The organism is Micromonospora sp. R311 (genome assembly GCF_056780015.1).
In genome coordinates, this window is the sequence record NZ_JBSWCE010000007.1 from 39,665 (window position 1) to 63,668 (window position 24,004).

Annotated in this window: 28 protein-coding genes; 8 read left to right on the top strand and 20 right to left on the bottom strand. The window is 73.9% G+C overall.

Translation table 11 applies throughout. From position 1 onward, the window contains the following. Nucleotides 1-92: 92 nt before the first annotated feature. The 9 genes from AC1WTP_RS07570 to AC1WTP_RS07610 form a co-directional block, all read right to left on the bottom strand. Nucleotides 93-194, bottom strand: coding sequence for a 30S ribosomal protein bS22 (locus AC1WTP_RS07570; RefSeq protein WP_007465623.1), 102 nt, complete (start codon nucleotides 192-194; stop codon nucleotides 93-95). Nucleotides 195-416: 222 nt separating this feature from the next. Beyond that, the gene (locus AC1WTP_RS07575) at nucleotides 417-626 is read right to left on the bottom strand and encodes a helix-turn-helix domain-containing protein (RefSeq protein ID WP_007465625.1); all 210 of its coding nucleotides are present in this window, start codon (nucleotides 624-626) and stop codon (nucleotides 417-419) included. A gap of 223 nt (nucleotides 627-849) precedes the next feature. Beyond that, nucleotides 850-2,034 (bottom strand): ABC transporter permease, encoded by a 1,185-nt coding sequence (locus AC1WTP_RS07580; RefSeq protein WP_481648502.1) that lies wholly within the window; start codon nucleotides 2,032-2,034, stop codon nucleotides 850-852. After that, nucleotides 2,031-2,936, bottom strand: a complete 906-nt coding sequence (locus AC1WTP_RS07585; protein ID WP_481648648.1) for an ABC transporter ATP-binding protein — start codon at nucleotides 2,934-2,936, stop codon at nucleotides 2,031-2,033. The genes AC1WTP_RS07580 and AC1WTP_RS07585 overlap by 4 nt, the downstream gene beginning before the upstream one ends. A 28-nt stretch (nucleotides 2,937-2,964) precedes the next feature. Next, the gene (locus tag AC1WTP_RS07590; RefSeq protein WP_481648649.1) at nucleotides 2,965-4,356 is read right to left on the bottom strand and encodes an efflux RND transporter periplasmic adaptor subunit; all 1,392 of its coding nucleotides are present in this window, start codon (nucleotides 4,354-4,356) and stop codon (nucleotides 2,965-2,967) included. 69 nt (nucleotides 4,357-4,425) lie between these two features. Continuing rightward, nucleotides 4,426-5,727: a hypothetical protein gene (locus tag AC1WTP_RS07595; RefSeq protein ID WP_481648503.1), complete on the bottom strand. Its 1,302-nt coding sequence runs from the start codon at nucleotides 5,725-5,727 to the stop codon at nucleotides 4,426-4,428. A 100-nt stretch (nucleotides 5,728-5,827) separates the two neighbouring features. After that, nucleotides 5,828-6,163 (bottom strand): YrdB family protein, encoded by a 336-nt coding sequence (locus tag AC1WTP_RS07600; protein WP_481648504.1) that lies wholly within the window; start codon nucleotides 6,161-6,163, stop codon nucleotides 5,828-5,830. Continuing rightward, nucleotides 6,163-6,738 (bottom strand): TetR/AcrR family transcriptional regulator, encoded by a 576-nt coding sequence (locus tag AC1WTP_RS07605; RefSeq protein WP_481648505.1) that lies wholly within the window; start codon nucleotides 6,736-6,738, stop codon nucleotides 6,163-6,165. The genes AC1WTP_RS07600 and AC1WTP_RS07605 overlap by 1 nt, the downstream gene beginning before the upstream one ends. Beyond that, on the bottom strand, nucleotides 6,731-7,528 hold the full coding sequence (locus tag AC1WTP_RS07610; protein WP_481648506.1) for an alpha/beta fold hydrolase: 798 nt from the start codon (nucleotides 7,526-7,528) through the stop codon (nucleotides 6,731-6,733). Before AC1WTP_RS07610 ends, AC1WTP_RS07605 begins: the two co-directional genes overlap by 8 nt. Nucleotides 7,529-7,604: 76 nt before the next feature. Here AC1WTP_RS07610 and AC1WTP_RS07615 point away from each other — a divergent pair, with 76 nt between their 5' ends. Then, complete coding sequence (locus AC1WTP_RS07615; protein WP_481648507.1) at nucleotides 7,605-8,015, top strand: VOC family protein; 411 nt, start codon at nucleotides 7,605-7,607, stop codon at nucleotides 8,013-8,015. Nucleotide 8,016: 1 nt separating this feature from the next. On the opposite strand, the gene AC1WTP_RS07620 is transcribed toward AC1WTP_RS07615, so the two are convergent. Further along, on the bottom strand, nucleotides 8,017-8,937 hold the full coding sequence (locus tag AC1WTP_RS07620) for a proline dehydrogenase family protein (RefSeq protein WP_481648508.1): 921 nt from the start codon (nucleotides 8,935-8,937) through the stop codon (nucleotides 8,017-8,019). A 152-nt stretch (nucleotides 8,938-9,089) separates the two neighbouring features. Between AC1WTP_RS07620 and AC1WTP_RS07625 the strand changes: the two genes are divergently transcribed. From AC1WTP_RS07625 to AC1WTP_RS07635, 3 genes are read left to right on the top strand one after another with little or no spacing between them, the layout of a single operon-like run. After that, complete coding sequence (locus AC1WTP_RS07625) at nucleotides 9,090-9,359, top strand: hypothetical protein (RefSeq protein ID WP_481648509.1); 270 nt, start codon at nucleotides 9,090-9,092, stop codon at nucleotides 9,357-9,359. A 1-nt stretch (nucleotide 9,360) separates the two neighbouring features. Beyond that, nucleotides 9,361-10,527: a glutathionylspermidine synthase family protein gene (locus tag AC1WTP_RS07630; RefSeq protein ID WP_481648510.1), complete on the top strand. Its 1,167-nt coding sequence runs from the start codon at nucleotides 9,361-9,363 to the stop codon at nucleotides 10,525-10,527. A gap of 19 nt (nucleotides 10,528-10,546) precedes the next feature. Continuing rightward, on the top strand, nucleotides 10,547-11,134 hold the full coding sequence (locus AC1WTP_RS07635) for a CGNR zinc finger domain-containing protein (protein ID WP_481648511.1): 588 nt from the start codon (nucleotides 10,547-10,549) through the stop codon (nucleotides 11,132-11,134). 23 nt (nucleotides 11,135-11,157) lie between these two features. On the opposite strand, the gene AC1WTP_RS07640 is transcribed toward AC1WTP_RS07635, so the two are convergent. Then, nucleotides 11,158-11,964 (bottom strand): sugar phosphate isomerase/epimerase family protein, encoded by an 807-nt coding sequence (locus AC1WTP_RS07640; RefSeq protein ID WP_481648512.1) that lies wholly within the window; start codon nucleotides 11,962-11,964, stop codon nucleotides 11,158-11,160. Between the two features lie 76 nt (nucleotides 11,965-12,040). Continuing rightward, nucleotides 12,041-12,985 carry a Ppx/GppA phosphatase family protein gene (locus AC1WTP_RS07645; RefSeq protein WP_481648513.1) on the bottom strand — a complete coding sequence of 315 codons (945 nt, stop codon included), beginning with the start codon at nucleotides 12,983-12,985 and terminating at the stop codon, nucleotides 12,041-12,043. A 74-nt stretch (nucleotides 12,986-13,059) separates the two neighbouring features. On the opposite strand from AC1WTP_RS07645, the gene AC1WTP_RS07650 reads away from it, so the two are divergent. Further along, entirely contained in the window at nucleotides 13,060-13,878 is an 819-nt protein-coding gene (locus tag AC1WTP_RS07650) for a DUF3109 family protein (RefSeq protein WP_481648514.1), read from the top strand. Nucleotides 13,879-13,925: 47 nt separating this feature from the next. Here the strand turns inward: AC1WTP_RS07650 and AC1WTP_RS07655 are convergent, their stop codons facing one another. Genes AC1WTP_RS07655 through AC1WTP_RS07675 form a run of 5 tightly spaced genes read right to left on the bottom strand, consistent with a single transcriptional unit; the run spans nucleotide 13,926 to nucleotide 17,677 of the window. Next, on the bottom strand, nucleotides 13,926-14,102 hold the full coding sequence (locus AC1WTP_RS07655; RefSeq protein WP_481648515.1) for a hypothetical protein: 177 nt from the start codon (nucleotides 14,100-14,102) through the stop codon (nucleotides 13,926-13,928). Continuing rightward, nucleotides 14,099-14,494, bottom strand: coding sequence for a universal stress protein (locus AC1WTP_RS07660; protein WP_481648516.1), 396 nt, complete (start codon nucleotides 14,492-14,494; stop codon nucleotides 14,099-14,101). The genes AC1WTP_RS07655 and AC1WTP_RS07660 overlap by 4 nt, the downstream gene beginning before the upstream one ends. Then, nucleotides 14,491-15,993, bottom strand: coding sequence for a tripartite tricarboxylate transporter permease (locus AC1WTP_RS07665; protein ID WP_481648517.1), 1,503 nt, complete (start codon nucleotides 15,991-15,993; stop codon nucleotides 14,491-14,493). Before AC1WTP_RS07665 ends, AC1WTP_RS07660 begins: the two co-directional genes overlap by 4 nt. Then, entirely contained in the window at nucleotides 15,993-16,673 is a 681-nt protein-coding gene (locus AC1WTP_RS07670; protein ID WP_481648518.1) for a tripartite tricarboxylate transporter TctB family protein, read from the bottom strand. Before AC1WTP_RS07670 ends, AC1WTP_RS07665 begins: the two co-directional genes overlap by 1 nt. Next, nucleotides 16,670-17,677 (bottom strand): Bug family tripartite tricarboxylate transporter substrate binding protein, encoded by a 1,008-nt coding sequence (locus AC1WTP_RS07675; protein WP_481648519.1) that lies wholly within the window; start codon nucleotides 17,675-17,677, stop codon nucleotides 16,670-16,672. Before AC1WTP_RS07675 ends, AC1WTP_RS07670 begins: the two co-directional genes overlap by 4 nt. Before the next feature lie 99 nt (nucleotides 17,678-17,776). On the opposite strand from AC1WTP_RS07675, the gene AC1WTP_RS07680 reads away from it, so the two are divergent. After that, a complete protein-coding gene (locus AC1WTP_RS07680; RefSeq protein ID WP_481648520.1) occupies nucleotides 17,777-19,471 on the top strand; it encodes a sensor histidine kinase in 1,695 nt (564 codons plus the stop codon). Next, nucleotides 19,468-20,142, top strand: a complete 675-nt coding sequence (locus AC1WTP_RS07685) for a response regulator (protein ID WP_481648521.1) — start codon at nucleotides 19,468-19,470, stop codon at nucleotides 20,140-20,142. Before AC1WTP_RS07680 ends, AC1WTP_RS07685 begins: the two co-directional genes overlap by 4 nt. A 90-nt stretch (nucleotides 20,143-20,232) precedes the next feature. Here the strand turns inward: AC1WTP_RS07685 and AC1WTP_RS07690 are convergent, their stop codons facing one another. After that, nucleotides 20,233-20,916, bottom strand: coding sequence for a response regulator (locus AC1WTP_RS07690; RefSeq protein WP_447134248.1), 684 nt, complete (start codon nucleotides 20,914-20,916; stop codon nucleotides 20,233-20,235). A gap of 23 nt (nucleotides 20,917-20,939) precedes the next feature. Continuing rightward, nucleotides 20,940-22,226 (bottom strand): sensor histidine kinase, encoded by a 1,287-nt coding sequence (locus AC1WTP_RS07695; RefSeq protein WP_481648522.1) that lies wholly within the window; start codon nucleotides 22,224-22,226, stop codon nucleotides 20,940-20,942. A gap of 199 nt (nucleotides 22,227-22,425) precedes the next feature. Here AC1WTP_RS07695 and phoU point away from each other — a divergent pair, with 199 nt between their 5' ends. Next, nucleotides 22,426-23,079 carry a phosphate signaling complex protein PhoU gene (gene phoU, locus AC1WTP_RS07700; RefSeq protein ID WP_481648523.1) on the top strand — a complete coding sequence of 218 codons (654 nt, stop codon included), beginning with the start codon at nucleotides 22,426-22,428 and terminating at the stop codon, nucleotides 23,077-23,079. A gap of 49 nt (nucleotides 23,080-23,128) precedes the next feature. Here phoU and AC1WTP_RS07705 read toward each other — a convergent pair whose 3' ends face one another. Next, nucleotides 23,129-23,896: a phosphoglyceromutase gene (locus tag AC1WTP_RS07705; RefSeq protein ID WP_481648524.1), complete on the bottom strand. Its 768-nt coding sequence runs from the start codon at nucleotides 23,894-23,896 to the stop codon at nucleotides 23,129-23,131. Between the last annotated feature and the right edge of the window lie 108 nt (nucleotides 23,897-24,004).

Below are 24,004 nucleotides of genomic sequence, written 5' to 3' on the forward strand. Positions count from 1 at the left end.
CGAGCCGGGACAGCCACGGCCTGGTCACCTGAGCCTCCGGGAGTCGACAGTTGGCGAGTGACGGCGGACGCCGGGCTGGGGCCCGGCTCCGGTCACTTGCCGAGACGGCGACGCTGGACGCGGGTCTTGCGCAGCAGCTTGCGGTGCTTCTTCTTAGCCATGCGCTTGCGGCGCTTCTTGACCACCGAGCCCATACGACAGCCTTTCGATGCAACGTGCGGGGCGACCGGATGACACCACCCGCGGGGTGGCGTCGACGACCGCTTGCGGACAACGGACCGGACCAGCTCGGGGGCGGCAGGTCGCACCGGTGTGCGGTCACGGTCGGGTCCAGGGTAGCCGGAGAGCTTCAGCAGGACCAACGCGACCCCGTCGACGGGCGTCAGCGCGCAGCCGCCGGGGGATTCGCGGGTGGCTCAGGCGGTTTCCTGAAAGGCGCCCCGGAGATATTCGTGCACCGCGTGCTCGGGCACCCGGAACGAGCGGCCCACCCGCACCGCGGTCAGCTCACCGCTGTGCACCAGGCGGTAGACCGTCATCTTCGACACCCGCATCACCGTCGCCACCTCGGCGACGGTCAGGAACTTGACCTCCGACAGCCGACCGTCGGACTGCGACCCGGCCATGGCTCACCGACCCATCCCATGCCCGGCGCGTGCCACCGGACGGGATCCTCCCGCCCGGACCGGCGAACGCGCGTGTTACCAGTACGGTAGCGGGGCGGCTGTTACCGGCGCGATCCCTTCGTACAACTGATCATAGTTCGGCCCCCGATTCACCCGTCCCGACCTGCCGATATCCGCCCGGCTACGCCTGATGTCCCGTTGTCGGGACGGCCCGCCGGTAGGCTCACTCGGCACGGAGCGCCACCACCGGGTCGAGGCGGCCGGCCCGTTGCGCGGGGACCACACCGAAGACGATGCCGACCGCCGCCGACACGCCGAACGCGAGCGCCAACGACCACCAGGTGATCGCCGCCGGGATCGGGGACAGGGCGTCCACCAGCAGGGCGGTGCCCACCCCCAGGGCCATCCCGGTGAGGCCGCCGACCGAGGTGAGCAGCACCGCCTCCAGCAGGAACTGCACGCCGATGTCCCGGGGTCGGGCGCCGACCGCCTTGCGCAGGCCGATCTCCCGGGTCCGTTCCCGGACGCTGACCAGCATGATGTTGGAGACGCCGACCCCGCCCACCAGCAGCGAGATGCCCGCGATCGCCGCCAGCACGCCGGTGAGGACGCCCAGGATGTCGCCGAGCACGCCGAGGATCTGCTCCTGGGTCACCGCGCTGAACTCGGTGCCCGGGTGTCGGCGGGTCAGCTCCGCCACGATCCGGTCACCCAGCTCGTCGATCCGCTCCCGGTCCGGCGCCTTCACCGCGATCCCGTCGACCCGCTGGGTGCCGTAGAGCCGCTGCGCGGCGGTCACCGGGACGTGCACCTCGTCGTCGCGGTCCACGCCCAGGCTCTGGCCGAGCGGGGCGAAGACGCCGATCACCCGGAACCGCACCCCGGCCACGGTGATCTGGCGGCCGACCGGGTCACGGTCGGGGAAGAGGACGCGCGCCACCGCGGCGCCGAGCACCGCCACCCGCCGGCTGGTGTCCACGTCGGAGCCGCTGAGGTAGCGCCCCCGGGCCAACTCCCGGGTGAACACCGACGGGGTGGTCTCCAGCACGCCCTGCACGGTGCTGAAGTCGGCCCGGCCGCCGGCCCGTACGGTCGCGCCGGAGGCGACGGTCACCGCGACCCGGTCGCGGTCGCCGACCACCCGGGCGACGACGTCCACGTCGGCCAGGGTGAGCGGGGAGACGGCCGGGGCGGCGCCCACGTCCAGCCGGCCGGGCACCACCAGCAGCAGGTTGGAGCCGAGCCCTTCGACCTGCTGCTCGACCTTCCGCTTGGTGCCGGTGCCGATGGCCACCAGGATCACCACCGAGGCGACCCCGATGATCACGCCGAGCATGGTCAGCGCGCTGCGCAGCCGGTTGGCCCGCAGCGCGCCCAGCGCCACCCGCCAGGCCTCCGCCACCCTCACGAGCCGGATCCGTTCCGCTCGTCGGCGGGGCCGGACGGCGGAAGGCGCCCGGTGGCTCCGGTGGCGCCACCGGAGCCACCGGGCGGGCGCCCCGGGCCGCTTCCGGACGCGGACCGGGGCTCCGCGCTGGGAGCGGCCACCAGTGTGTCAGGTCCCGCGTCGGCACCGGACAGCGGTCGATCATGAAGCTCCGGCCGGCCCTCGACGGCCGCCGGCGCGGGGCTGTCCGCGGCCACCACGCCGTCGCGCAGGGCGATCTGCCGCCGGGCCCGGGCGGCCACCTCGTGGTCGTGTGTGACCAGCACCAACGCGACGCCCGACTCGGCGTTGAGCCGCTCCAGCAGCTCCAGCACCGCCGCGCCGGTCACGCTGTCGAGGTTGCCGGTGGGTTCGTCGGCGAGCAGCACCGTCGGGTCGGTGACCAGGGCGCGGGCGATCGCGACCCGCTGCTGCTCGCCCCCGGAGAGCTGGTTGGGGCGGTGGTTCAGCCGGTGGCCGAGGCCGACCCGGTCGAGCATCGCGGCCGCCCGCTCCCGTCGCTGCCGCGCGCCGATCCCCCGGTAGACCAGGGGCAACGCCACGTTGTCCACCGCGGAGGTCCGCGGCAGCAGGTGGAACGCCTGGAAGACGAAGCCGATGGTCCGGTTGCGCAGGGCCGCCAACTCCGCCGCGGAGAGCGCCGCCACGTCCCGGCCGCCGATCACCAGCCGGCCGCCGGTCGGCCGGTCCAACCCGCCGAGCAGGTGCATGAGGGTCGACTTGCCGGAACCGGACGGCCCGACCAGCGCCACATAGTCGCCGGCGGCGACCGTCAGCGACACTCCGCGCAGCGCCGGCACCGACACCCCGTCGAGCTGGTAGGTCCGGGACACGTCCGCCGCCTCGACGGCGGCGGGTGCCACGCTCACCGGGGCGCCCCGGGTGGCCACGTCACCGCAGCTCCTGGCCGTCGCGGACCTGGTCGGTGCCCCGGACCACCACCCGGTCGCCGGCCCGCACGCCGCTGACGATCTGCACCAGATCCTCGCCCTGCACCCCCAGGGTCACCGTGGCCCGGCCGGCGCGGCCGTCGCGGACCAGCCAGACCGCGTCCCGGCCGTCCGCGGAGAAAACCGCCGAGGCCGGCACGGTCACCGCGTCGGCGGCCTCCCGCACCCGCAGCCGCACCACCGCGTTCATGCCGGGCCGGGGTACCGGCGCCGCCTCCCCCTCGCCGTAGCCGCCGGTGTCGAGGCTGAGGCGCACCCGGTAGGAGACCCCGCCCCGGGCCGAGGTGGTGGGCAGCACGTCGACCGAACGCACCGTCGCCGGATAGGTGGCCCCGGTCACCGCGTCCAGTTCGGCGGTGGCGGCCAGGCCGGGGCGCACCAGCAGCACGTCGGTCTCGTCGACCTCGGCGAGCAGGCCCAGCGCGCCGACGTCCACGATGGTCAGCACGGGTGTGCCGGCGGTGACCAGGCCGCCGACGGGCACCGCGTCGTCCACGCCCTCCGGCGGCCGGCCGCCGGGTGGCGCGAAGGCGGACGGGTCCAGGCCGGCCGCCGCGCCGCCCGGCGCGCCGAGCAGGTCGTCGAGCGCCGACCCGCCCGCGGCGGCCGTCCCGCCCGGCTGCACCACGCCCGCGATGGGGGCGCGCAGGGTCAGCGCGTCCACGGTCGCCTTCGCCAGGTCGTACGCCTGCCGGGCCTGGAGCCGTTGCGCGGCGGAGAGCGCACCGACCGCCGAGTCGATGCCGGCGACGCCCCGCTGCACGGCGCGGACGGCCTGGTCGGCCGCCCGGGCCGCGGCCCGGTACTGCTCCTGCGCGGCGGCCACCTGCGCGAGCAGCGCCCCGCGCAGCCGTGGATCGCTGATCTTGCCGGCGGCGGTACGGGCCGCCCGGAACGCGTCGGCGGCGGCCCGGTCGGTGCCCCGTCGGGAACCGCCCAGCTCGATGCCGCCGGTCCCCCGGCCGGCCCGCTTCGCGGCGGCGAGCGCCTCCCGGGCCTGGCGGAGCCGGGCCTGCGCGGACGGCGAGTCGATCACGGCCAGCAGCTGGCCCTTCCGGACCCGCTGGCCGGGTTGGACCCGCAGGCTGACCAGGGTGCCGTCGGCGGCGGCGGTGAGGGTCGCGGCCGCGCGGGCGGTGACGGTCGCGGGCGCGTCGACCACCTCGGCGACCGGGGCGCGTTCCGCGGCGGCCAGCGCGACGTCGGGCTGCTCGGCACCGCAGGACGCGGCGGTGACTCCGGTCAGGACGGTGACGGCGAGGAGGGCGGTGAGCAGGCGGGGCCGCGTCGCTGCGCGCAGCCGCGGCGAGTGGGTGCGGCGCACCCCGTCGATCCTACGAACGCGGCGCCACCTGCACCATGCGGCGGAAACGGCACCGGCCCCGCGCCCGGCCGGTCGCGCTCAACCGGACAGGCCGCGGGCGTACGCCACGCACGCGTCGTGCAGGGCCGGCCAGGGCTCGCCGAAGACCTCCTCGGCGGCCTCGGTCACCGGCTGGCGCTCGTGCACCACCGCCCGGAAGAAGGCGAGCAGCCGCTCCTGCCCGAAGCGGTCGACGAGGTGCCGGACCGCCAGGTAGGAGATGCCGTAGCTGCCGGCGACCCGGTCGGCCGGGGCGTCGTCGGCCGGGTTGAGGTCCTCGAGCCGGCCCGTCCAGCCGCCGCCGGCCAGCCGGCGCACCTCGTTCAGCCCCTCGTACCGGTCGACCGGTTGGCCGTCGACGCCGGCGAACTCGGCCAGCCCCTCCACCAGCCACCAGGTCGTGGTGCCCGGGTAGCCGCGGTCGGGCAACGACGCGGCGTGCGTCAGCTCGTGCCGGAGCAGGTCGTCCAGCCCGCCGGGGGTGAGCCCGTCGGCATTGAGCACCACCTCGTGGTGACCGCCGCCCACGGTGACCGCGTACCCGCCGGTCCACTTCGGTCGGCCGCCGCCGTACCAGCGCTCCCACTCGTTGCGGCCCGCGTAGAAGACCCGGTACCGGTCGGGCGGCGCGCCGTCCACCACGTACGAGTCGGCGACCCGCGCCGCCGCCTCGGCCTCGGCCAGCAGGCGGGGCAGTTGCCCGCGCGACGCCGGGGTGGTCGCCACCAGGGTGCGCGCGCCGACGGCGACCGCCAGCTCGCTGACCTCCCACGGTCGGGTGCCGGTGGCCGCCGACCGGGACTCCTCCACCGCGACCAGCCGGGGCTGGGCCCCGCCCTCGCGCCAGCGGGTGCCGATGAGCACCGGGCTGGGTCGGCAGTCCGGCGTCACGAAGCAGTAGCGGAACTCCACCAGCAGGCGCCACTCCCCCGGCCGGCCCGCAACGGTCTCGGGCAGGCCGTTGGGGCTGGCCTGCCAGACGGCCACCCGCAGCGCCCGGAGCGCGGCGAAGCGCCGCCGCAGGTCGGGGTGCGCGGCCGGCTCGGCGACCGCCAGGAAGCCGGCCCGGTCCCCGGCGAGCAGGGCGGTGGCCTGCCGGTCGAGCTGCGCGGTCATCCGCTCGGCGAGCTGGCGGGCGGCGAGCGTGGCCGGGTCCGCGGTGGGGGTGCCGAGGCGGTCCACCACCGCCCGGGCGCTGGCGTCGCGCACCACCGCGACCAGCAGCGCCGCGGGCAGACCGCAGGCCAGCAGCAGGACCACCGTGAGGGCCGTCCACAACGGCCAGCGCCGGCGGGTGGGCGACTCGTCCAGCCGGTCGTCACCCGGCGCCCCGTCAGTCACCCGCCGAAGGGTACGACCCTCCGGCGGATCCGGCGAGTGCGGCCCGGCGGGTCGCGGTGCCCGACCGGCCGGCCCGCGCCCGGCGACCGGGTGGACCGGGTCAGGCCGGGCGGCCGGCCCGCCGGAGCAGGGTGACGGTGGCCGCCCAGACCACGACCAGCGCGACGCCGGCCACCGGCCGGCCGAGCAGGGCCAGCAGCGTGCCGCCGACGGCGAACCAGGCCGCCTGGAACGCGTGCTTGGCGGCCGGCCGCAGCGGCACTCGGGCCCTGGGGGAGCCGAGGACGCCCCACAGCGCGGCGAGCAGCAGCGGCACGCCGGCGGCCGCGCCCACCCGGACCGGGAGGCCGGCGTCGAGCGTCCAGCCCCACCAGCCTCCCACCGCCAGCACGGCCAGCTCGAGCACGAAGAGCAGCAGCAGGCCCAGGGCGTACATCAGCGGTCCTTCCCGGGCCAGGACCGGAACGCGGAATCCAGGGCCGTGACCAGGTGGTCGAACGAGCGGTCGACGTCACGGGGCAGCCCGAACCCGCCGGCCGCCTCCAGCGAGACGAACCCGTGCAGGGTGCTGCGCAGCATCCGGGCCGCGTCGACGGCGGCGTCGCCGTCGAGCCCGTAGCCGCGCAGGATCGCGTAGATGGCCCCGACGGCGCGCTCCCCGGCGGCGACGTGCTCCGGGTCGGTCGGGTCCGGCACCCGCTGGGTGGCCGGGTAGCGGCCGGGGTGCCGGTGGGCGTACGCCCGGTAGGCGCTGGCCAGCGTCCGCAACGCGTCGCCGCCGGCCCGGCCGGCGACGGCCGCGGTCAGGTCGGCCGCGAGTTCGGCGGTGGCCAGCGCGGAGAGCTTCTGGGCCAGGGCGTCCGCGCCCCGGACGTGCTTGTAGAGGCTGGGCAGCGCGACGCCGAGCCGGTTGGCCAGCGCGGCGAGGGTGAGCTGGTCGCCGCCGACCTCGTCGGCGAGCCGGGCCGCCTCGCGCACCACCGCCTGCTGGTTGAGCCCGGCCCTAGGCACCGGTCACCGCCAGGAACTCGACGAGCTGGGCGGCGGTGCGCGCGGGCTGGTCGGCGTGCGGGTAGTGGCCGGACTCGTCGATCATCCGCGCCTCGGCGGTGGCGAAGAGCCGGCGGGCCGCCCGGGCCTCCGCACCGGGGTCGGGGAAGTCCGGGTCCTTCGTGCCCATCAGCACCAGCACCGGCTGCCGGACCTCGCGGGCGCGGGCGGTCCAGTGCGGCTCGGCCGGGGCGACCACGCCGCGCGTCGCCGCCATCCGGCCGGGCTCCCGCAGGGTGGCGACCATCGCCTTCCGGTACGCCGCGTCGTCCGCCGGCCGGGCGGCGGGGAAGAGCGTGCGGTGGAACAGCCCGAACAGCCGGGGGCTGCGCAGCACGGCGGCCTGCGCCACCCGCAGGAACGGGTTGAGCTTCGGCTGCCCGACGAACGGGCTGACCTGGACGATGCCGTTGACCAGCGCCGGGGCGTCGGCGGCGGCGAAGACCACCGCCGCCGCGCTGGACGAGCTGCCGACCAGGGTGGCCGGCCCGCCGCCGAGCTCGCGGACCACCGCCAGCAGGTCGGCGCCGACCTCGGCCGGTGCGTACGACGGCCAACCGGCGGTGGACTCGCCGTGCCCCCGCACGTCCACCGACGCCACCCGGTGGCCCGCCGCGACGAGGAGCGGGACCAGGTGGCGAAACGAGGCCCGGTTCTCTCCCATGCCGTGCGAGAGCAGCACCAGCGGCCCCTCGCCGTGCACCTCGTAGGCGATCCGTCCGCCGTCCCGCACCACGTAGCTAACACTCATAACCGGAAGGCTAATGTCATTAGCTAACCCCGTCAAGGCTTGACCTCCACCCGACTTCAGGTCGCACCATCCGGGCATGCCACTTCCCCGCACCGCCGTCCCGCACCTGCGCATCGCCCGCCCGAGCCGCGACCTGGCGGCCGCCGAACGCTTCTGGGTGGGCGGGCTCGACCTCGACGTGCTCTGGCGGTCCAGCGCCGCCGAGCCGGGCGAGCACGACCTGCTCATGGTCGGCTGGCCCGGCGCGCGGTGGCACCTGGAACTCGTCGGCGGCCCGGCGCTCGCCACCGCCCCGGCGCCCACCGACGAGGACCTGCTCGTGCTCTACCTGGACGGGCCGGTCGACGCCGACCTGGTCCGGGAACTGGAACGGGCCGGCGGGACGAGGGTCTCCGCCGGCCCGTACTGGGACCGCTGGGGGGTGGCGGTGGCCGATCCGGACGGCTACCGCCTGGTGCTGAGCACCCGGGGCTGGTCGAACGGCTGACTCACTTCTTGGAGATCAGAGCCCGGCCGAAGAACATCAGGTTGGCCGGGCGCTCGGCGAGCCGGCGCATCAGGTAGCCGTACCAGTCCTCGCCGTAGGGCAGGTAGGTGCGCACGGTGTAGCCCTCGCCGACCAGCCGGGCCTGCTCCTCCGGCCGGATGCCGAAGAGCATCTGGAACTCGAACTGCTCCGGCCCCCGGTCGAACCAGCGGGCCCGGTCCTCGCCGATGGCGATCAGCCGCGGGTCGTGGGTGGCCAGCATCGGGTAGCCCTCGCCGGACATCAGGATGTTCAGGCAGCGGACGTAGGACTTGTCCACCTCGCGGGCGGACTGGTAGGCCACCGACTCCGGCTCCTTGTACGCGCCCTTGCACAGCCGCACCCGGGAACCGGCCGTGGCCAGCTCGCGGCAGTCCGACTCGGTGCGCCGCAGGTACGCCTGGAGCACCGCGCCGGTCGACGGGAAGTCCTTGCGCAGCTTGGCCAGGATGTCCAGGGTCGAGTCGGTGGTGGTGTGGTCCTCCATGTCCAGGGTGACCGTGGTGCCCACCTCGTCGGCCGCCAGGCAGATCGCCCGCGCGTTGTCGTACGCGAGCTGCTCGTCGAACGCCTGCCCGAGCGCGGAGAGCTTGACGCTCACCTCGGCGGCCGGGGTGAGCCCCGCCCCGGAGAGCAGCTTCAGCAGCTTCAGGTACTCGTCCCGGGTGGCGTTGGCCTGCTCGGGGGTGACGGTGTCCTCGCCGAGGTTGTCGAGGGTGACCGCGAGACCGTCGTCGACGAGCCCGCGGGTCGCGCGCAACGCGTCGTCGGTCTTGGCGCCGGCGACGAACCGGCGGACGACGTCCCGGGTGAACGGGGCCGTCGCGACGAGCCGCTCGACCTGGGATGACCGGGAGGCGGCGAGGATGACGGAACGGAGCATGCGCCGAGCGTAACGCCCCTGTGCGGATCCGCGCCGGGGGGCGGCGGGGTGCGCGCTGCGCCACTTTCGCCCCTGTCCGGGGGTGGCTCGCGGGCACCCGGGCCGGCCGGCCCGGGGCGGCGGAAGTGGCGGCGATCGGCTACAACGATGCCGTGGAACAACGCCCCCGCCGCCGGCTCCGCTCGGCCTCCGTGCAGCTCGGCGCGCTCACCGCGCTGGCGCTCGCCCTCTCCGGCTGCAACCTGACCTCGGACGACGATGACGACGACTGCGCCCTCGGGCCGGCCGGCGGCGACGGCACCGTCGCGCTGGCGCTGCAGGCGCCGGCGGCCACCGCCGGAGGCACCGCCCCGGAGCCGGTGGCCGCGGCGGTGCCGGCCCGCGGCGGGTTCGGCACCCACCTCGCCGCCTGCGGCGGCTGAGGTGCGCCGGGAGCCGGTCGCCCCGCGTCCCGGCTGGGATGCCACCATCCGGGAGCAGGGCCTGGTCTACGTCGACACCGAGCTGCCCGACGGCGGGGTGATGTCGTACTGGGACGAGACCGCGGCGTACGCCTTCGACCTGGCCGAGGTGCTCCGGCTGGAGGAGGCGACCGAGGAGCTGCACCGGATGTCGGTGGCCGCCGCCGAGCACGTGGTCGCCCGGCACCGGTACGCCGAGTACGGCATCCCGGCCTGGGCGGCCGAGGCGGTGGCCCGGTCACTGCGGGAGCGGCCGCCGACCCTCTACGGGCGCTTCGACCTCTGGTACGACGGCAGCTGGCCGCCGAAGCTGCTGGAGTACAACGCGGACACCCCGACCGCGCTGGTCGAGGCGAGCATCGTCCAGTGGTACTGGCTGGAGCACACCCGGCCCGAGCTGGACCAGTGGAACAGCCTGCACGAGCGCCTGGTCGGCGCCTGGGCCAAGATCGGGGCCGGCCTGCACGACCGGCGGGTGCACGTGGTCTGGTCGAACGAGGAGGAGTCGGGCGAGGACCACATGACCGCCGGCTACCTGGCCGAGACCGCCCGCCAGGCCGGGCTGGAGGTCGAGCTGCTGCCGATCCAGGAGATCGGCTGGGACGGCCGCCGCTTCGTCGACGCCGCCGACCGGCCGGTGACCACCTGCTTCAAGCTCTACCCCTGGGAGTGGATGCTCGCCGAGCCGTACGGGCCGCCGGCGCTCGACCCGGGCACCCCGACCACCTGGATCGAGCCGGCCTGGAAGCTGCTGCTGTCGAACAAGGCGCTGCTGGCCGTGCTCTGGGAGCTCTATCCGGGGCACGAGCTGCTGCTCCCGGCGTACCTCGACTCGCCGCGCGGGATGTCCGAGTACGTAGCGAAGCCGCTGCTCGGCCGGGAGGGCGGCTCGGTGCGGATCGTCACCGCCGGCTCGGAGATCACCAACCCCGGGATCTACGGCGAGGAGGGGTGGTGCTACCAGGAGTTCCGGGCGCTGCCCGAGTTCGCCGGCAACCGGATGGTGCTGGGGAGCTGGATCGTCGACGGTGAGTCCGCCGGGGCCGGGGTACGGGAGAGCGTGAGTCTGATCACCGACGGTTACGCGCGGTTCCTGCCGCACTACATCGACGCGCCGCGCGGCGGTTGAGTCGTCTACCGTTGGGGGCGTGAACTTCGACGCGTACGCCCGGACCGGTGTTGATCTCGTCAACGCCCGTCTGGACGACCTCGACGACCTGCGGGCCCTCTTCCCGGACGACAACGCGTGGATGCGCGACGAGGTGGCGGAGCGGGACCTCGCGATCTTCCGGCGCGCGCAGAAGCGACTGCGTGACGTCTTCGAGTACGGCACCTCCGGGCGGGACGGCCAGGCGGTGGCCGAGCTCAACTCGCTGCTGGAGGCCTACCCGGTGCAGCCGCGCATCTCGGGGCACGACTCCAGCGACTGGCACATGCACGTGACCAGCCGGGGCTCCTCGGTGAGCGCGGAATACCTCGCCGGCGCGGTGTGGGGTCTGTCGGTCTGGCTCTGCGAGTACGGCAGTGCCCGGTTCGGCGTCTGCGCGGACGAGCGCTGCGGCAACGTCTACCTGGACACCTCGTCCAACTGCTGCCGGCGGTTCTGCTCGGAGCGCTGCGCCACCCGCTCGCACGTGGCCGCGCACCGCGCCCGCAAGCGCGCCGCGATCGGCGAGCAGGCCACGGTGGCCGCCCAGCCGGCCCCGGCCGCCGAATCGCTGACCCCGGTCAGCTGAGCCGTCCCGCCCGGGGGCGCCGGTCAGGCGTCCACCGGGGACGGCGTGCTCAGGTGCTCGCGGGCGAACTCCAGCGCGGCGCGCAGATCCGCCTCGCGCACGGCGCGACTCTTCGCGCCCCGGGTGGTGACCTCCACCGCGACCGAACCGGTGAAACCCCGCCCGGCCAACGAGGAGAGCAGCTCCGCGCAGGGCTGGTTGCCGCGCCCGGGCACCAGGTGCTCGTCGCGCCCCTCGCCGGTGCCGTCACCGAGGTGCACGTGCGCCAGGCCGGCACCCATCCGGTCGGCCATCTCCATCGAGTCGGTGTGCGAGGCGGCGCAGTGCGACAGGTCGAGGGTGTAGGAGGGGTAGCCGGTCTCGGTCGGGTCCCAACCCGGCACGTAGGGCACGAACTGCCGGCCGGCCATCCGGACCGGGTACATGTTCTCCACCGGGAACTGCACGTCGGGATACTCGCCGACGATCTTGTTCAGCCCGTCGGCGAAGTTGCGCGCGTAGTCCCGCTGCCAGGTGAACGGCGGGTGGACCACCACCGTCGGCGCGCCCAGGCTCAGCGCCATCTCGGCCGAGCGACGCAGCCGCTCCCACGGGTCGGGGCTCCACACCCGCTGGGTGACCAGCAGGCAGGGCGAGTGGACGGAGAGCACCGGCACGCCGTAGTGCTCGGAGAGGCCGCGCAGCGCGCCGGTGTCCTGACTGACGGCGTCGGTCCAGACCATCACCTCGAGGCCGTCGTAGCCGAGCGCCGCGGCCAGCTGGAACGCCGCCGCGGTCCGCTCAGGAAAGACCGAGGAACTGGACAGGAGCACCGGGACGCGGGAAGTCACACCTGTCAGGGTAGCCCGCCGTGGTCCGAGGCATCGGGACGAGAAGCGGCAAACCGGCGTCAACCGCCCGGGCGGATCACACCGGGTCGAGCTGGTCCAACCGGCGCAGGATCAGCCCCTCGCGCAGCGCCCAGGGGCAGATGTCCAGCGAGTCGAGGTCGAGCCGGCGCATCGCCGCCTCGGCGACCACGGCGCCGGCCAGCAGCTGGTGGGCCCGGCCGGCGCTGACCCCGTCCAGCTCGACCAGCTGGGCCGGCGGGATGTGCCGGATGAAGCCGAGCACCTGCCGCAGGCCGGCGCGGGTCAGCCGGCGGCGGGCCCAGAGCCCGGCGCCGGAGGGAGCCGCCCCGGCCAGCCGGGCCAGGGTGCGGAACGTCTTCGAGGTGGCCACCGGGCGCTCCCAGCCCACCTCGGTCATCTTCTTCACCACCGGGTCCAGCAGGCCGTCGACGTACGCCCGCAGCTCGTCCACCCGCTCGGCCGGCGGCGGGGCGGCGCTGTCCGGGGTGGTGTGCAGCCGGTCGCGGGTCAGCCGCCCCGCGCCGAGCGGCAGCGACTCCGCGACGTCCGGGTCCTCGTCGATGCCGGCCGCGACCTCCAGCGAGCCGCCGCCGATGTCCAGCACCAGCAACCGCCCGGCGGACCAGCCGAACCAGCGCCGGACGGCGAGGAAGGTCAGTCGGGCCTCGTCCGCCCCGGCGAGCACCGCCAAGCGTACGCCCGTCTCGTCGCGGACCCGGGCCAGCACCTCCTGGGCGTTGGTGGCGTCCCGCACGGCGGAGGTGGCGAACGCGATCAGGTCGTCGGTCTCCAGGCCGGCGGCCGCCGCCTTGGCCATGCCGACCGCCTTGACCAGGCCGTCCGCGCCGGCCTCGGTGAGCGCGCCGTCCGGGCCGATCTGCTCGGCGAGCCGGAGCACCACCTTCTCCGAGTGCGCCGGCCAGGGGTGCGCGCCGTGGTGGGCGTCGACCACCAGCAGGTGCACCGTGTTCGAACCGACGTCGAGGACACCCAGTCGCATGCTGTCGACCCTAGGGCCAACACGTTTGCGCGGCTCGGCGGCCCGCGCACCACACCGCGCGTACGCTGGGCCGGGTGACAGGGCAGATCGAACTCCGGGTGCTGGTGGACGACCCGGCGGACCCGCGCAGCCGCGAGGTGCCGCTGGACTTTCCCCGGGAGTGGGTCGAGTTCGTCGACCCGGCGGACGAGCAGCACCTGATCCGCGCCGACCTGACCTGGTTGCTCTCCCGCTGGACGTGCGTCTTCGGCCGCGGCTGCCACGGCATCATCGCCGGCCGGTCCGCGGAGGGCTGCTGCTCGCACGGCGCCTTCTTCACCGACTCCGACGACGAGAAGCGGGTCCGGACGGCGGTCAAGCGACTCACCCCGGAGACCTGGCAGCACTTCCGGCGCGGCTTCAAGAACTGGACCGACGACGACACCGTGGACGGCAAGAACCCGGCCCGGCGGACCGCGACCCAGGGCGCGGAGGGCCCCTGCGTCTTCCTCAACGACGCCGACTTCCCGGCCGGCGGCGGCTGCGCACTGCACGCCCAGGCGCTGCGCGACGGGGTGCACCCGTTGGAGTACAAGCCGGACGTCTGCTGGCAGTTGCCGATCCGCCGGGACCAGGACTGGGTCAAGCGGCCGGACAACACCAAGGTGCTGGTCTCCACGCTGTCCGAATTCGACCGGCGGGGCTGGGGCGCCGGCGGGCACGACCTGGACTGGTGGTGCACCTCCTCCACCGACGCGCACGTCGGCACCGATCCGATGTACGTCTCCTACGGCCCGGAGCTGACCGCGCTGATCGGCGCCCCCGCGTACGCGAAGCTGGCCGAACTCTGCGCGGCCCGGACCCGGCAGGGCATGGTCGCCCCGCACCCGGCCGACGGGGACCGACCGCTCTGATGATCCAGATCGTCCGCTCGTAGGCGACGGTGCGGCGAGGCGCCGCGCTACGCCGGCTCGCCGACGGGCAGGACGACCGCCCCGCCGCCGTCGCTGTACACCTGGTCGCCCGGGTGGAAGGCGCAGTTGCCGAACGGCACCGGCACGTCCCGGTCGCCGTACCGGTCGTACAGGTCTGCGGTGGCGGGGCTTTCCGATGACGGTATGGTTCGTCCTTCGCTCACTCGACGCTCTTCACGGCGAGCACCGGGCACGGCACGTCGAGCAGGACCTGCTGCGCCGTGGAGCCCATGATCAGCTTGCCCACCGGGCTGCGGTGCCGGATGCCGATCACCACCAGCGACACGTCCTCCGTCTCGGCGATCTCGACGATCTCCTCGGCCGCGTCCCGACCGCGCACCAGCTGGCGGACCGTGTGCGGCACCCCGGCGGCGGTGAGTTCGCGGACCACTCGCTCCAGGTCGTGCTCCTGGGCGAACCGCGGATCGACGTAGGCGTCCCCCCGCGAGGTGTTCACCACCAGCAGCGCCTCGTCGCGGAACCGGGCCTGCTCCACCCCGGCCCGCAGCGCCGCCTCGCCGAGCGGCGACGGCACGTATCCCACCAGCACGGTCATCCGGTCACCAACCTTCCCCTAAGGGGCCGCACCACGAATCGGCCGAGCAGCGGCCAGAACAGCACCACCAGCACGGCGGCGTAGATCAGCCAGGACACCCACCCGCCGAGCAGGCCGGACAGGTCGCCACCGGAGAGTTGCAGCGCCCGCCGGCCCTGCAGCTCTGCGCGGGGGCCGAGGATCACGCCCACGATCAGCGGCAGGATCGGCAGCCCGAAGCGCCGCATACCGAACCCGACCAGACCGAGGGTGAGCAGCAGGAACAGGTCGAACGGCTGGGCGTTGACGGCGTACGCGCCCATCGAGGCGAAGAACAGGATCCCGGCGTAGAGGTACGGGCGGGGGATCCGCAGCAGCCGGGCCCAGGCGGGCGCGAGCGGCAGGTTGAGCACGAGCAGCAGCAGGTTGCCGACGAAGAGGCTGGCGATCAACGTCCAGACCAGGCCCGACTCCCGCTCGAAGAGCAGCGGGCCGGGCTGGATGCCGTACTGCTGGAAGGCGGCCAGCATCACCGCGGCGGTGGCGTTGGTGGGCAGGCCGATCGCCAGCATCGGCACCAGCGTGCCGGCGGCGGAGGCGTTGTTGGCCGCCTCCGGCCCGGCGACCCCCTCGATCGCGCCCCGGCCGAACTCCTCCGGGTGCTTCGTCAGCTTCTTCTCGGTGGCGTACGACAGGAACGTCGGGATCTCCGCCCCGCCCGCCGGCAGCGCCCCGAACGGGAACCCGTACGCGGTCCCGCGCAGCCAGGGCTTCCAGGACCGTCTCCAGTCCTGCCTACCCATCCACGGCCGGCCCACCGGGATCACCTCGGCGGCCCGGCGGCGCAGGTGCGCGGCAATCCAGAGCGCCTCACCGACGGCGAAGATGCCGACCGCCACCACGACGACGTCGATGCCGTCGGCGAGCTGCGGGATGCCCAGGGTGAGCCGCTGCTGACCGGTCTGGTCGATCCCGACCACGCCGATGAGCAGGCCGATCAGCAGCGAGGCGAAGCCGCGTACCCGGGACGCGCCGAGCACCGCGGTCACCGCCACGAACGAGAGCAGCATCAGCGCGAAGTAGTCGGGCGCGCCGAGGCTGATCGCGAACTGCACCACCGGCGGGGTGACCACCACCAGCAGCAGGGTGGCGATGGTGCCGGCGACGAACGAGCCGATGGCGGCGGTGGCGAGGGCCTGCGCGGCCCGGCCGGCCTTCGCCATCTTGTTGCCCTCGATCGCGGTGACCACCGAGGAGGACTCGCCGGGGGTGTTCAGCAGGATCGAGGTGGTGGAGCCACCGTACATGCCGCCGTAGAAGATGCCGGCGAACATGATGAACGCCTGGGTGGGCTCCATCCCGTAGGTGACCGGGAGCAGGAGCGCCACCGTCATCGCCGGGCCGATCCCGGGCAGCACGCCGACGGCGGTGCCGATGGTGACGCCGAGCAGCGCGATCAGCAGGTTCATCGGGGTCAGCACGGTGGCGAACCCGTCGAGCAGGTTGGCGAGGTTGTCCATCACAGGATCCCTTGCAGCACGCCGGCGGGCAGGTTGACGCCGAGCCCGATGGCGAAGGTGTAGAAGGTGATCAGCGACAGTGCGACGGCGATCAGCAGGTTCCGGACGTGGTGCCGGTTGCCGAGCGCGAACGCCGAGCCCCAGAAGAGCAGCGTCCCGCTGATCACCCAGCCGAGCCGGTCGATCAGCACGGCGTTGACCAGGAACGCCCCGACCAGCAGCAGCACGGTCCGCCAGTCGATCGGGGTGGTCAGGTCGACGTCCTCGCCGGCCTCCGGCTCACCGGCGCCGCCCCGGGCCACGTCGACGGCGTAGATCGCCGCGACGACGAGCAGCAGCACGCCGAGCAGGATCGGCACCGGCTTCGGGCCGATCGGGTCGGCGCTGTTCACCGCGTGCCCGATACGCGTGGCGTCGGCGATGACCAGAGCGCCGACGAGGGCCAGGAAGGCGCACACCACGTACTGCGCCTTGTCCGGCTTCGGCGGCGGGCCGTCCTCCACAGCCGGGTCCACGACGGGCGGCGGGACGTCCGCCGTCGCGGGCCGCGCCGCCTCCGGCAGATCCGGCGTACGCTCCCGGCCCGCCTGTTCGGGGATCGGCGGTCCGGGTGTCTCCGCGGCCGGCGGCCGGGACGGCAGGTCGCCGTCCCGGTCCGGTCGGGTGGTCCTGCCGCTCATGCCAACCCGAGCTGCTTGAGCAGGTCCGCCACGGACTTGTCCTGCTCGGTCAGGAAGGTGCCGAACTCGTCGCCGGTGACGAAGGCGTCCGTCCAGCCGCGCCTGGCCAGCTCGGCCTTCCACTCGTCGGACTCGTGCATCTTCGTCAGCACGTCGATCCAGACCTTCTTGTCGGCGTCGCTGATCCCCGGCGGCGCGACGATGCCCCGCCAGTTGGTGAAGACCAGGTCGATCCCGGACGCCTTGAGCGTCGGCACGTCCTTGAGCGCCCCGATCGGCTGCTCGCTGGTCACCGCGAGCACCCGGATCTGACCGGCCTCGACCTGGTCGAGAAACTCCCCGAAGCCGCTGGCGCCGAAGGCAACCTTTCCGCCGAGCACGGCGGGCAGCAGCTCGCCGCCACCGTCGTACGAGACGAAGTTGACCTGGCGGGGGTCGATGCCGACGGTCTTCGCGAGCTGCATCGGCAGCAGGTGGTCCGGGCCGCCGGGCGACGAGCCGCCGCCGACCGCGATGCCCTTGGGGTCGGCCTTCCACGCCGCGATCAGGTCGCCGATCGTCCGGTACGGCGAGTCCTTCGGCACCACGATGGCGCCGGCCTCCTCGATCATCTTGGCCAGCGGCGTGGTCTGGGTGAGCGTGGCGGAGGACTTGGAGGTGTACGAGGCACCGACCACGCCCAGCCCCATCTGCATGGCGAGCTTGCCGTTGCCCTTCTCGTTCACGGTGCGCTGGAGGCCGACCGTGCCGCCCGCGCCGGGCAGGTTGAAGACCTGCACGCCGGTGGCGATCTTGGCGTCCTCCATCACCTTGGCCGCGGTACGGGCGGTGGTGTCGTACCCGCCACCCGGCGTGTTCGGCACCATGATCCGCAGACCGGCGACCGGCTTGCCGTCGTCGCTGGAGCCGCCCTCGTTCTGGTCGGCGGTGGCGCCGCAGGCAGCCAGGGCCAGCGCCGTGGCGGCGGCGACCCCCATGACCAGCACGTTTCTCCTAGTTGCCATCTTGTTTCTCTTCCGTTTCGAATGAGTCCAGCGGCAAGATGATGGCCTCCGGGCGGACCCCTCGTCTGCCTTGTGTCACCAGCGGAAGTTGAGGTCTTTGTGGTCGCGATCACTCCCCGCCGCCGAAGCCTGGCCGGGCAGCTGCTGGTCCTCCAGCTCGCGATCATCGTCGTGGTGCTGCTGGCGGTGGCCGCCGTGTCGCTGGCCCAGTCGGCGGCGACCTTCAACCGGGTGGAGGGGCGCCGGGTCGCCGCTCTCGGCGAGCAGCTCGCCGGCAACCCGCTGCTGCGCGACCGGCTCACCCAGCCGGCCCCGGCGGAGACGATCGCGCCGCTGGTGCAGAACGTGCTGACCCAGGCCGGCGTGACCACGGTCAGCGTCGCCGACGCCCGCGGCCGGGTGGTCAGCTCCACCAATCCCACCCTGGTGGGCACCCCGGTGGTGCTCGGCGACGCCCGGGTGGCCCAGGGCCGCAGCTGGTTCGGTGAACTGGAGGTCGACGGGTCGCGGGAACTCGTAGCCCAGGTGCCGGTGCTCGGTGCCCGGGAGCACAACCTCGGGCGCTACCTCGGTGCGGTGATCGTCGGGGAGGCCTCGCCGCCCTGGTCCGAGCGGCTGGTCGGCGCCTCGTCCTACCTCGTGACCTACCTCGGCATCGCCAGCGCGCTCGGGGTGGCCGGATCGTGGCTGCTGGCCCGGCGGATCAAGCGACAGACCCTGGGCCTGGAGCCGCGGGAGATCGCCGGGCTGGCGGAGCACCGGGAGGCGCTGCTGCACGGCATCGCCGAGGGAGTGATCGCGCTGGACCCGCAGCTGCGGGTCACCCTGGTCAACGAGGTCGGCCGGCGGCTGCTCGACCTGCCCGAGCACTGCCTCGGCCGCAGCCTCGCCGACCTGCGGATCTCGGGTCGGCTGCGGGACGTGCTGGCCGGCAGCGGAGACGGCGCGGAGGCCCGTGACGAGGTGGCCGTCCGGGGTGGCCGGGTACTGGTGATGAACCGGATGACGGTCAGCAAGGACGGCCGCCGGCTGGGTTCGGTGACGACGCTGCGGGACCGCACCGAGCTGGCCCGCCTGGAACGGGAGATCGGGTCGTTCCGCAGCACCACCGAGCTGCTCCGCGCGCAGACCCACGAGTTCGCCAACCAGCTGCACACCATCTCCGGGCTGATCCAGATCGGTGAGCACGACGAGGTGGTCCGGTACGTGGACACGCTGAGCCGGCACCGCGCGTCGCTCGACCTCACCGTGACCAGCCGGATCCACGACACCGCGATCGCCGCGCTGTTGATGGCGAAGTCCGCGGTCGCCGCCGAACGCCGGGTGGAGCTGCGGATCTCCGAGCGGACCGGCCTGGACCGCCTGGAGCCGGAGATCGCCGCGGACGTCGCCACGGTGCTGGGCAATCTGGTCGACAACGCCGTCGAGGCCGTCGCCGGCGGCCGGGACCCGGGCACCGGTCCGGACGGCGTTGCCGGCCCGGTCGACGCCTGCGGCGGCGCCGGCGTGGCGGACGGACCGGCGTGGGTGGAGGTCGAACTGCGCCAGGACGCCTCGTCCGTGGAGATCGTCGTCCGCGACTCGGGGCCGGGGATCGCGCCGGAGCTGGCCCAGGAGGTCTTCACCCACGGCTTCACCACCAAGGCGGCGCAGGGCGGCGAACGGGGCATCGGGCTGGCGCTGACCCGGCTGGTGTGCAACCGTCGCGGCGGCGAGATCGCGGTGACGAACACCGAGGAGGGGGCGATGTTCACCGCCCGGATGTCGGTGGCGACCCTGGAGGGAGCCCGGTGATCGACGTCCTGGTCGTCGACGACGACTTCATGGTGACCCGGATCCACCGTGGGTTCGTCGAACGGATCGACGGCTTCCGGGTGGTGGGCACCGCGAGCACCGGCGAGCAGGCCATCACGGCGGTCGACGAGTTCCGGCCCGACCTGGTGCTGCTCGACCTCTACCTGCCGGACATGTTCGGCCTGGACGTGGTGACCCGGCTGCGGGCCGCCCGGCACGACTGCGACATCCTGGTGATCAGCGCCGCCCGGGAGGCCGAGGCGGTCCGCCGTGCCGTCCGCTACGGGGCGGTCAACTACCTGCTCAAGCCGTTCGCCTTCGAGGAGCTGCGGACCCGCCTCGGACAGTACGCCGCCCGGCGCAACGCGTTCCAGGCCCCGGTCGTCAGCGACCAGGCCGACGTCGACCGGGTGCTGTCCCGCACCGGGTCGCACATCGCCACCTCCGCCCTGCCCCGGGGCTTGAGCCCGGAGACGGCGGACCTGGTGGAGCACGCCCTGCGGGACCACGGCGGCACGCTCTCGGCCGCCGAGTGCGCCAACCGGGTGGGGATCTCCCGGGTCAGTGCCCGCCGCTATCTCGAGCACTTCGCCGGCACCGGTCGAGCCGAGGTGACCCTGCGTTACGGCGCCGCCGGCCGGCCGGAACGCCGCTACTGCTGGGTCGCCTGACGTCGGGCGGAGGGCCCGGTGACCCCCCGCGAGGACGCCCGCCGAGCACCACGGATGGGGCCACGCACCGGCCCTCTCCGCTGCTCCGGATCACGGCTCGAACTTGTAGCCGAGGCCGCGGACGGTGACGATGAAGCGGGGCGCGGAGGGCTCCGGCTCGATCTTGGAGCGCAACCGCTTGACGTGCACGTCCAGGGTCTTCGTGTCGCCGACGTAGTCGGCGCCCCAGACCCGGTCGATGAGCTGCCCCCGGGTGAGCACCCGGCCGGCGTTGCGGAGCAGGAGCTCCAGCAGCTCGAACTCCTTCAGCGGCAGCTGCACGGCGGCGCCGTCCACGGTCACCACGTGCCGCTCGATGTCCATCCGGACCGGGCCCGCCGCCAGCGTCGGGGCGCCGGACTCGGCCACCTCGGTGCTCTGCCGGCGCAGCACCGCCCGGATCCGGGCGACCAGTTCCCGGGGCGAGTACGGCTTGGTCACGTAGTCGTCGGCGCCGATCTCCAGACCGACCACCTTGTCGATCTCGCTGTCCCGTGCGGTGACCATGATGATGGGCACGTGCGAGCGCTGCCGCAACTGCCGGCACACCTCGGTGCCCGACATCTCGGGCAGCATCAGGTCGAGCAGCACGATGTCGGCGCCGGTCCGGTCGAACTCGGTGAGGGCGGAGGGACCCGTCGCGGCGACGGACACCTCGAACCCCTCCTTGCGGAGCATGTACGACAGGGCGTCGGAGAACGACTCCTCGTCCTCGACCACCAGAACGCGGCTCAACGGGGATTTCCTTTCCATTGCTGTCAGGCCTGCCGGAGCCCGGCCGGACCGGCCTCGATCCCAGCGGGTGGCAGTGTCGCCAGGAGGTCGTCCGGGGGACGGGTGGGCAGCCGCAGGGTGAACGTCGACCCACCACCAAGAGTGCTCGCCACCTCCACCCGTCCGCCATGGTTGCTCGCGATGTGCTTGACGATGGCCAGGCCGAGCCCGGTGCCGCCGGTGGCCCGCGAGCGCGCCTGGTCGGCCCGGTAGAACCGCTCGAAGATCCGGTCGACGTCGGTCGGGGCGATCCCGATGCCCTGGTCGGTCACGGAGATCTCCACGTGCTCGTCGTCGGCCCGGGTGGTGATCCGGACCGTGGTGTCCTCGCCCGAGTAGTTGATGGCGTTCTCGACCAGGTTCGCCACCGCGGTGGCCAGTTGGGTGTCGCTGCCGTACACCGTCAGGCCACGCTCGCCGGTGACCGCCACCTCGATCCGGCGGGCGGCGGCGCTGGTGCGGGTGCGGTCGACCACCTCGGCGACCACCCAGTCGACCGCGACCGGCTCCGGCGGCGGCTGCGGCTCGGCGCCCTGCAGCCGGGTCAGCTCCAGCAGCTCCTGCACCAGCCGGCCCAGTCGGGTCGACTCGTGCTGGATGCGCTCGGCGAAGCGCCGGGCGGCGACCAGGTCCTCCGACAGGTCCGGTGCCGCCGCGCCGGCCGGCTCGGTCGCGTCGAGCAGCGCCTCGGCGAGCAGCTGGAGGGCGCCGATCGGGGTCTTCAGCTCGTGGCTGACGTTCGCCACGAAGTCCCGCCGGACCCGGGCCAGCCGGTGCGACTCGGTCACGTCCACCGCCTCCACGGCGACGTGCCCGGCGCCGATCCCCATCGCCCGCAGGTGCACCCCGAGCGGGTTCTCCCCGGCGCTGTCGCGGCCACGCGGCAGGTCCAGCTCGATCTCGCGCCGCACGCCGGTGCGGCGCACCTGGCCGGCGAGCGTACGGATCAACGGGTGGGCGGCGACCGAACCGGGTGTCGCGCCGGTGCGGAGCAGCCCCATCGCCCGGGCGGCCGGGTTGACCAGGACGGGCTGGTCCTCGGCGTCGAGCACCACCACCCCGGCGCGGAGCGAGTCGATCGTCCGCCGGCCGAGCCCGACCTGTTGGTCGTCGGCTATCGCGAGCCTCCCCCTGCCGAGGCGGCGGCCGGACCGGCCCCCCGCCGACGTGACGCGGGCGCGCAGCGCCGGGACCGACCGGACCAGCAGGAACCCGGCGACCAGCCCGGCCACCAGGCCCACGACCACACCGACGGTCACCGCCCACTCCACCCGGCGATCGTAGGGTCATTGTTAACCTGGGCATCGCCCATAACGGGACGAACCAACCTCACTTCCGGGAAAGTTCACCCCCGCGTCCGGCGTCGTTCACCGGGGTTCATCTGCGGTCCGCCCGTGCGACCTAGCCTGGGCCGCGCACCTGCCCATCCCGCGCCGGCCCGGCCGGCGGCCGCCGACACAGGACGTGACAATGCGCGACGAGTTCCGGGCTGACCTGCAGATCGTCAGCCAACTGCTGGTGGACATGGCGGAGGGGGTCCGGGCAGCGATGCGGCAGGCCACCCGCGCCCTGCTCACCGCGGACCGCCGGGCCGCGGAGACGGTGATCGAGCGGGACGCCGAGATCGACGACCTCTACCGGCACGTCGAGGAGCGGGTCTGCGACCTGCTCGCCCGGCAGGCGCCGGTCGCCTCCGACCTGCGCGCCATGATCACGGCGCTGCACGTCGCCGCCGACCTGGAGCGGATGGGCGACCTGGCCGACCACGTGGCGAAGACCGCGCTGCGCCGGCACCCCTCGCCGGCCGTGCCGGCGGAGCTGCGGCCGATCTTCACCGACATGGCCGGCATCGCCGACCGGATGGCCGGGAAGATCGGGTCGGTGCTGGCCAAGCCCGACGTCGACGTGGCCGCCGAACTGGACCGCGACGACGACGCCATGGACGACCTGCACAAGAGCCTGTTCGGCGTGCTGCTCGGCGAGGACTGGCCGTACGGGGTGGAGACCGCGATCGACGCCACCCTGCTCGGCCGCTTCTACGAGCGGTTCGCCGACCACGCGGTGAACACCGCCGAGCACGTCGTCTACCTGATCACCGGGCAGACCGCGCCCTCTCCCAACTGACCCGCCGCGACGGGGTCCCGGCCGGTGCGGCCGGGCCCCGTCGGATACGTCAGCGGCCCTGGTTGGCCACCGCGGCGGCGGCCGCCTTGGCGGCCGTCGGGTCGAGGTAGGTGCCGCCCAGGGTGAGCGGGCGCAGGTGCGGGTCGAGGTCGTAGCGCAGCGGGATGCCGGTCGGGATGTTGAGCTTGGCGATCGCCTCGTCGGAGATCTGGTCCAGGTGCTTGACCAGGGCCCGCAGCGAGTTGCCGTGCGCGGCCACCAGCACCGTACGGCCGGCCAGGATGTCCGGCACGATCGAGTCGTACCAGTAGGGCAGCATCCGCTCGACGACGTCCTTGAGGCACTCGGTACGCGGCATCAGCTCGCCCGGCAGCAGCGCGTACCGGGGATCGCCGACCTGGGACCACTCGTCGTCGTCCGCGATCGGCGGCGGCGGGGTGTCGTAGGAGCGGCGCCAGAGCATGAACTGCTCCTCGCCGTACTCGTCCAGCGTCTGCTTCTTGTTCTTGCCCTGCAGGGCGCCGTAGTGGCGCTCGTTGAGCCGCCACGACCGGCGTACCGCGATCCAGTGCCGGTCCGCGGCGCTCAGCGCAAGTTCGGCGGTGCGGATCGCGCGGCGCAGCACGCTGGTGTGCACCACGTCCGGCAGCAGGCTGTGCTCGCGCATCAGCTCGCCGCCGCGGCGCGCCTCGTTCTCGCCCTTCTCGGTGAGGTCGACGTCGACCCAGCCGGTGAAGAGATTCTTGGCGTTCCAGTCGCTCTCGCCGTGCCGCAGCAGGACCAGCGTCCCGACGGTGGGCCCCTCGCTCGCAGTCATGCGGATCATCCTGCCGTACGCCGCCGCCGGACACGCGGCGACCGGTCGTGACGACCACCACGTGGAAAAGCCGATGACCGGCACTCCGGGGCGGGACTAGGTTGTAAG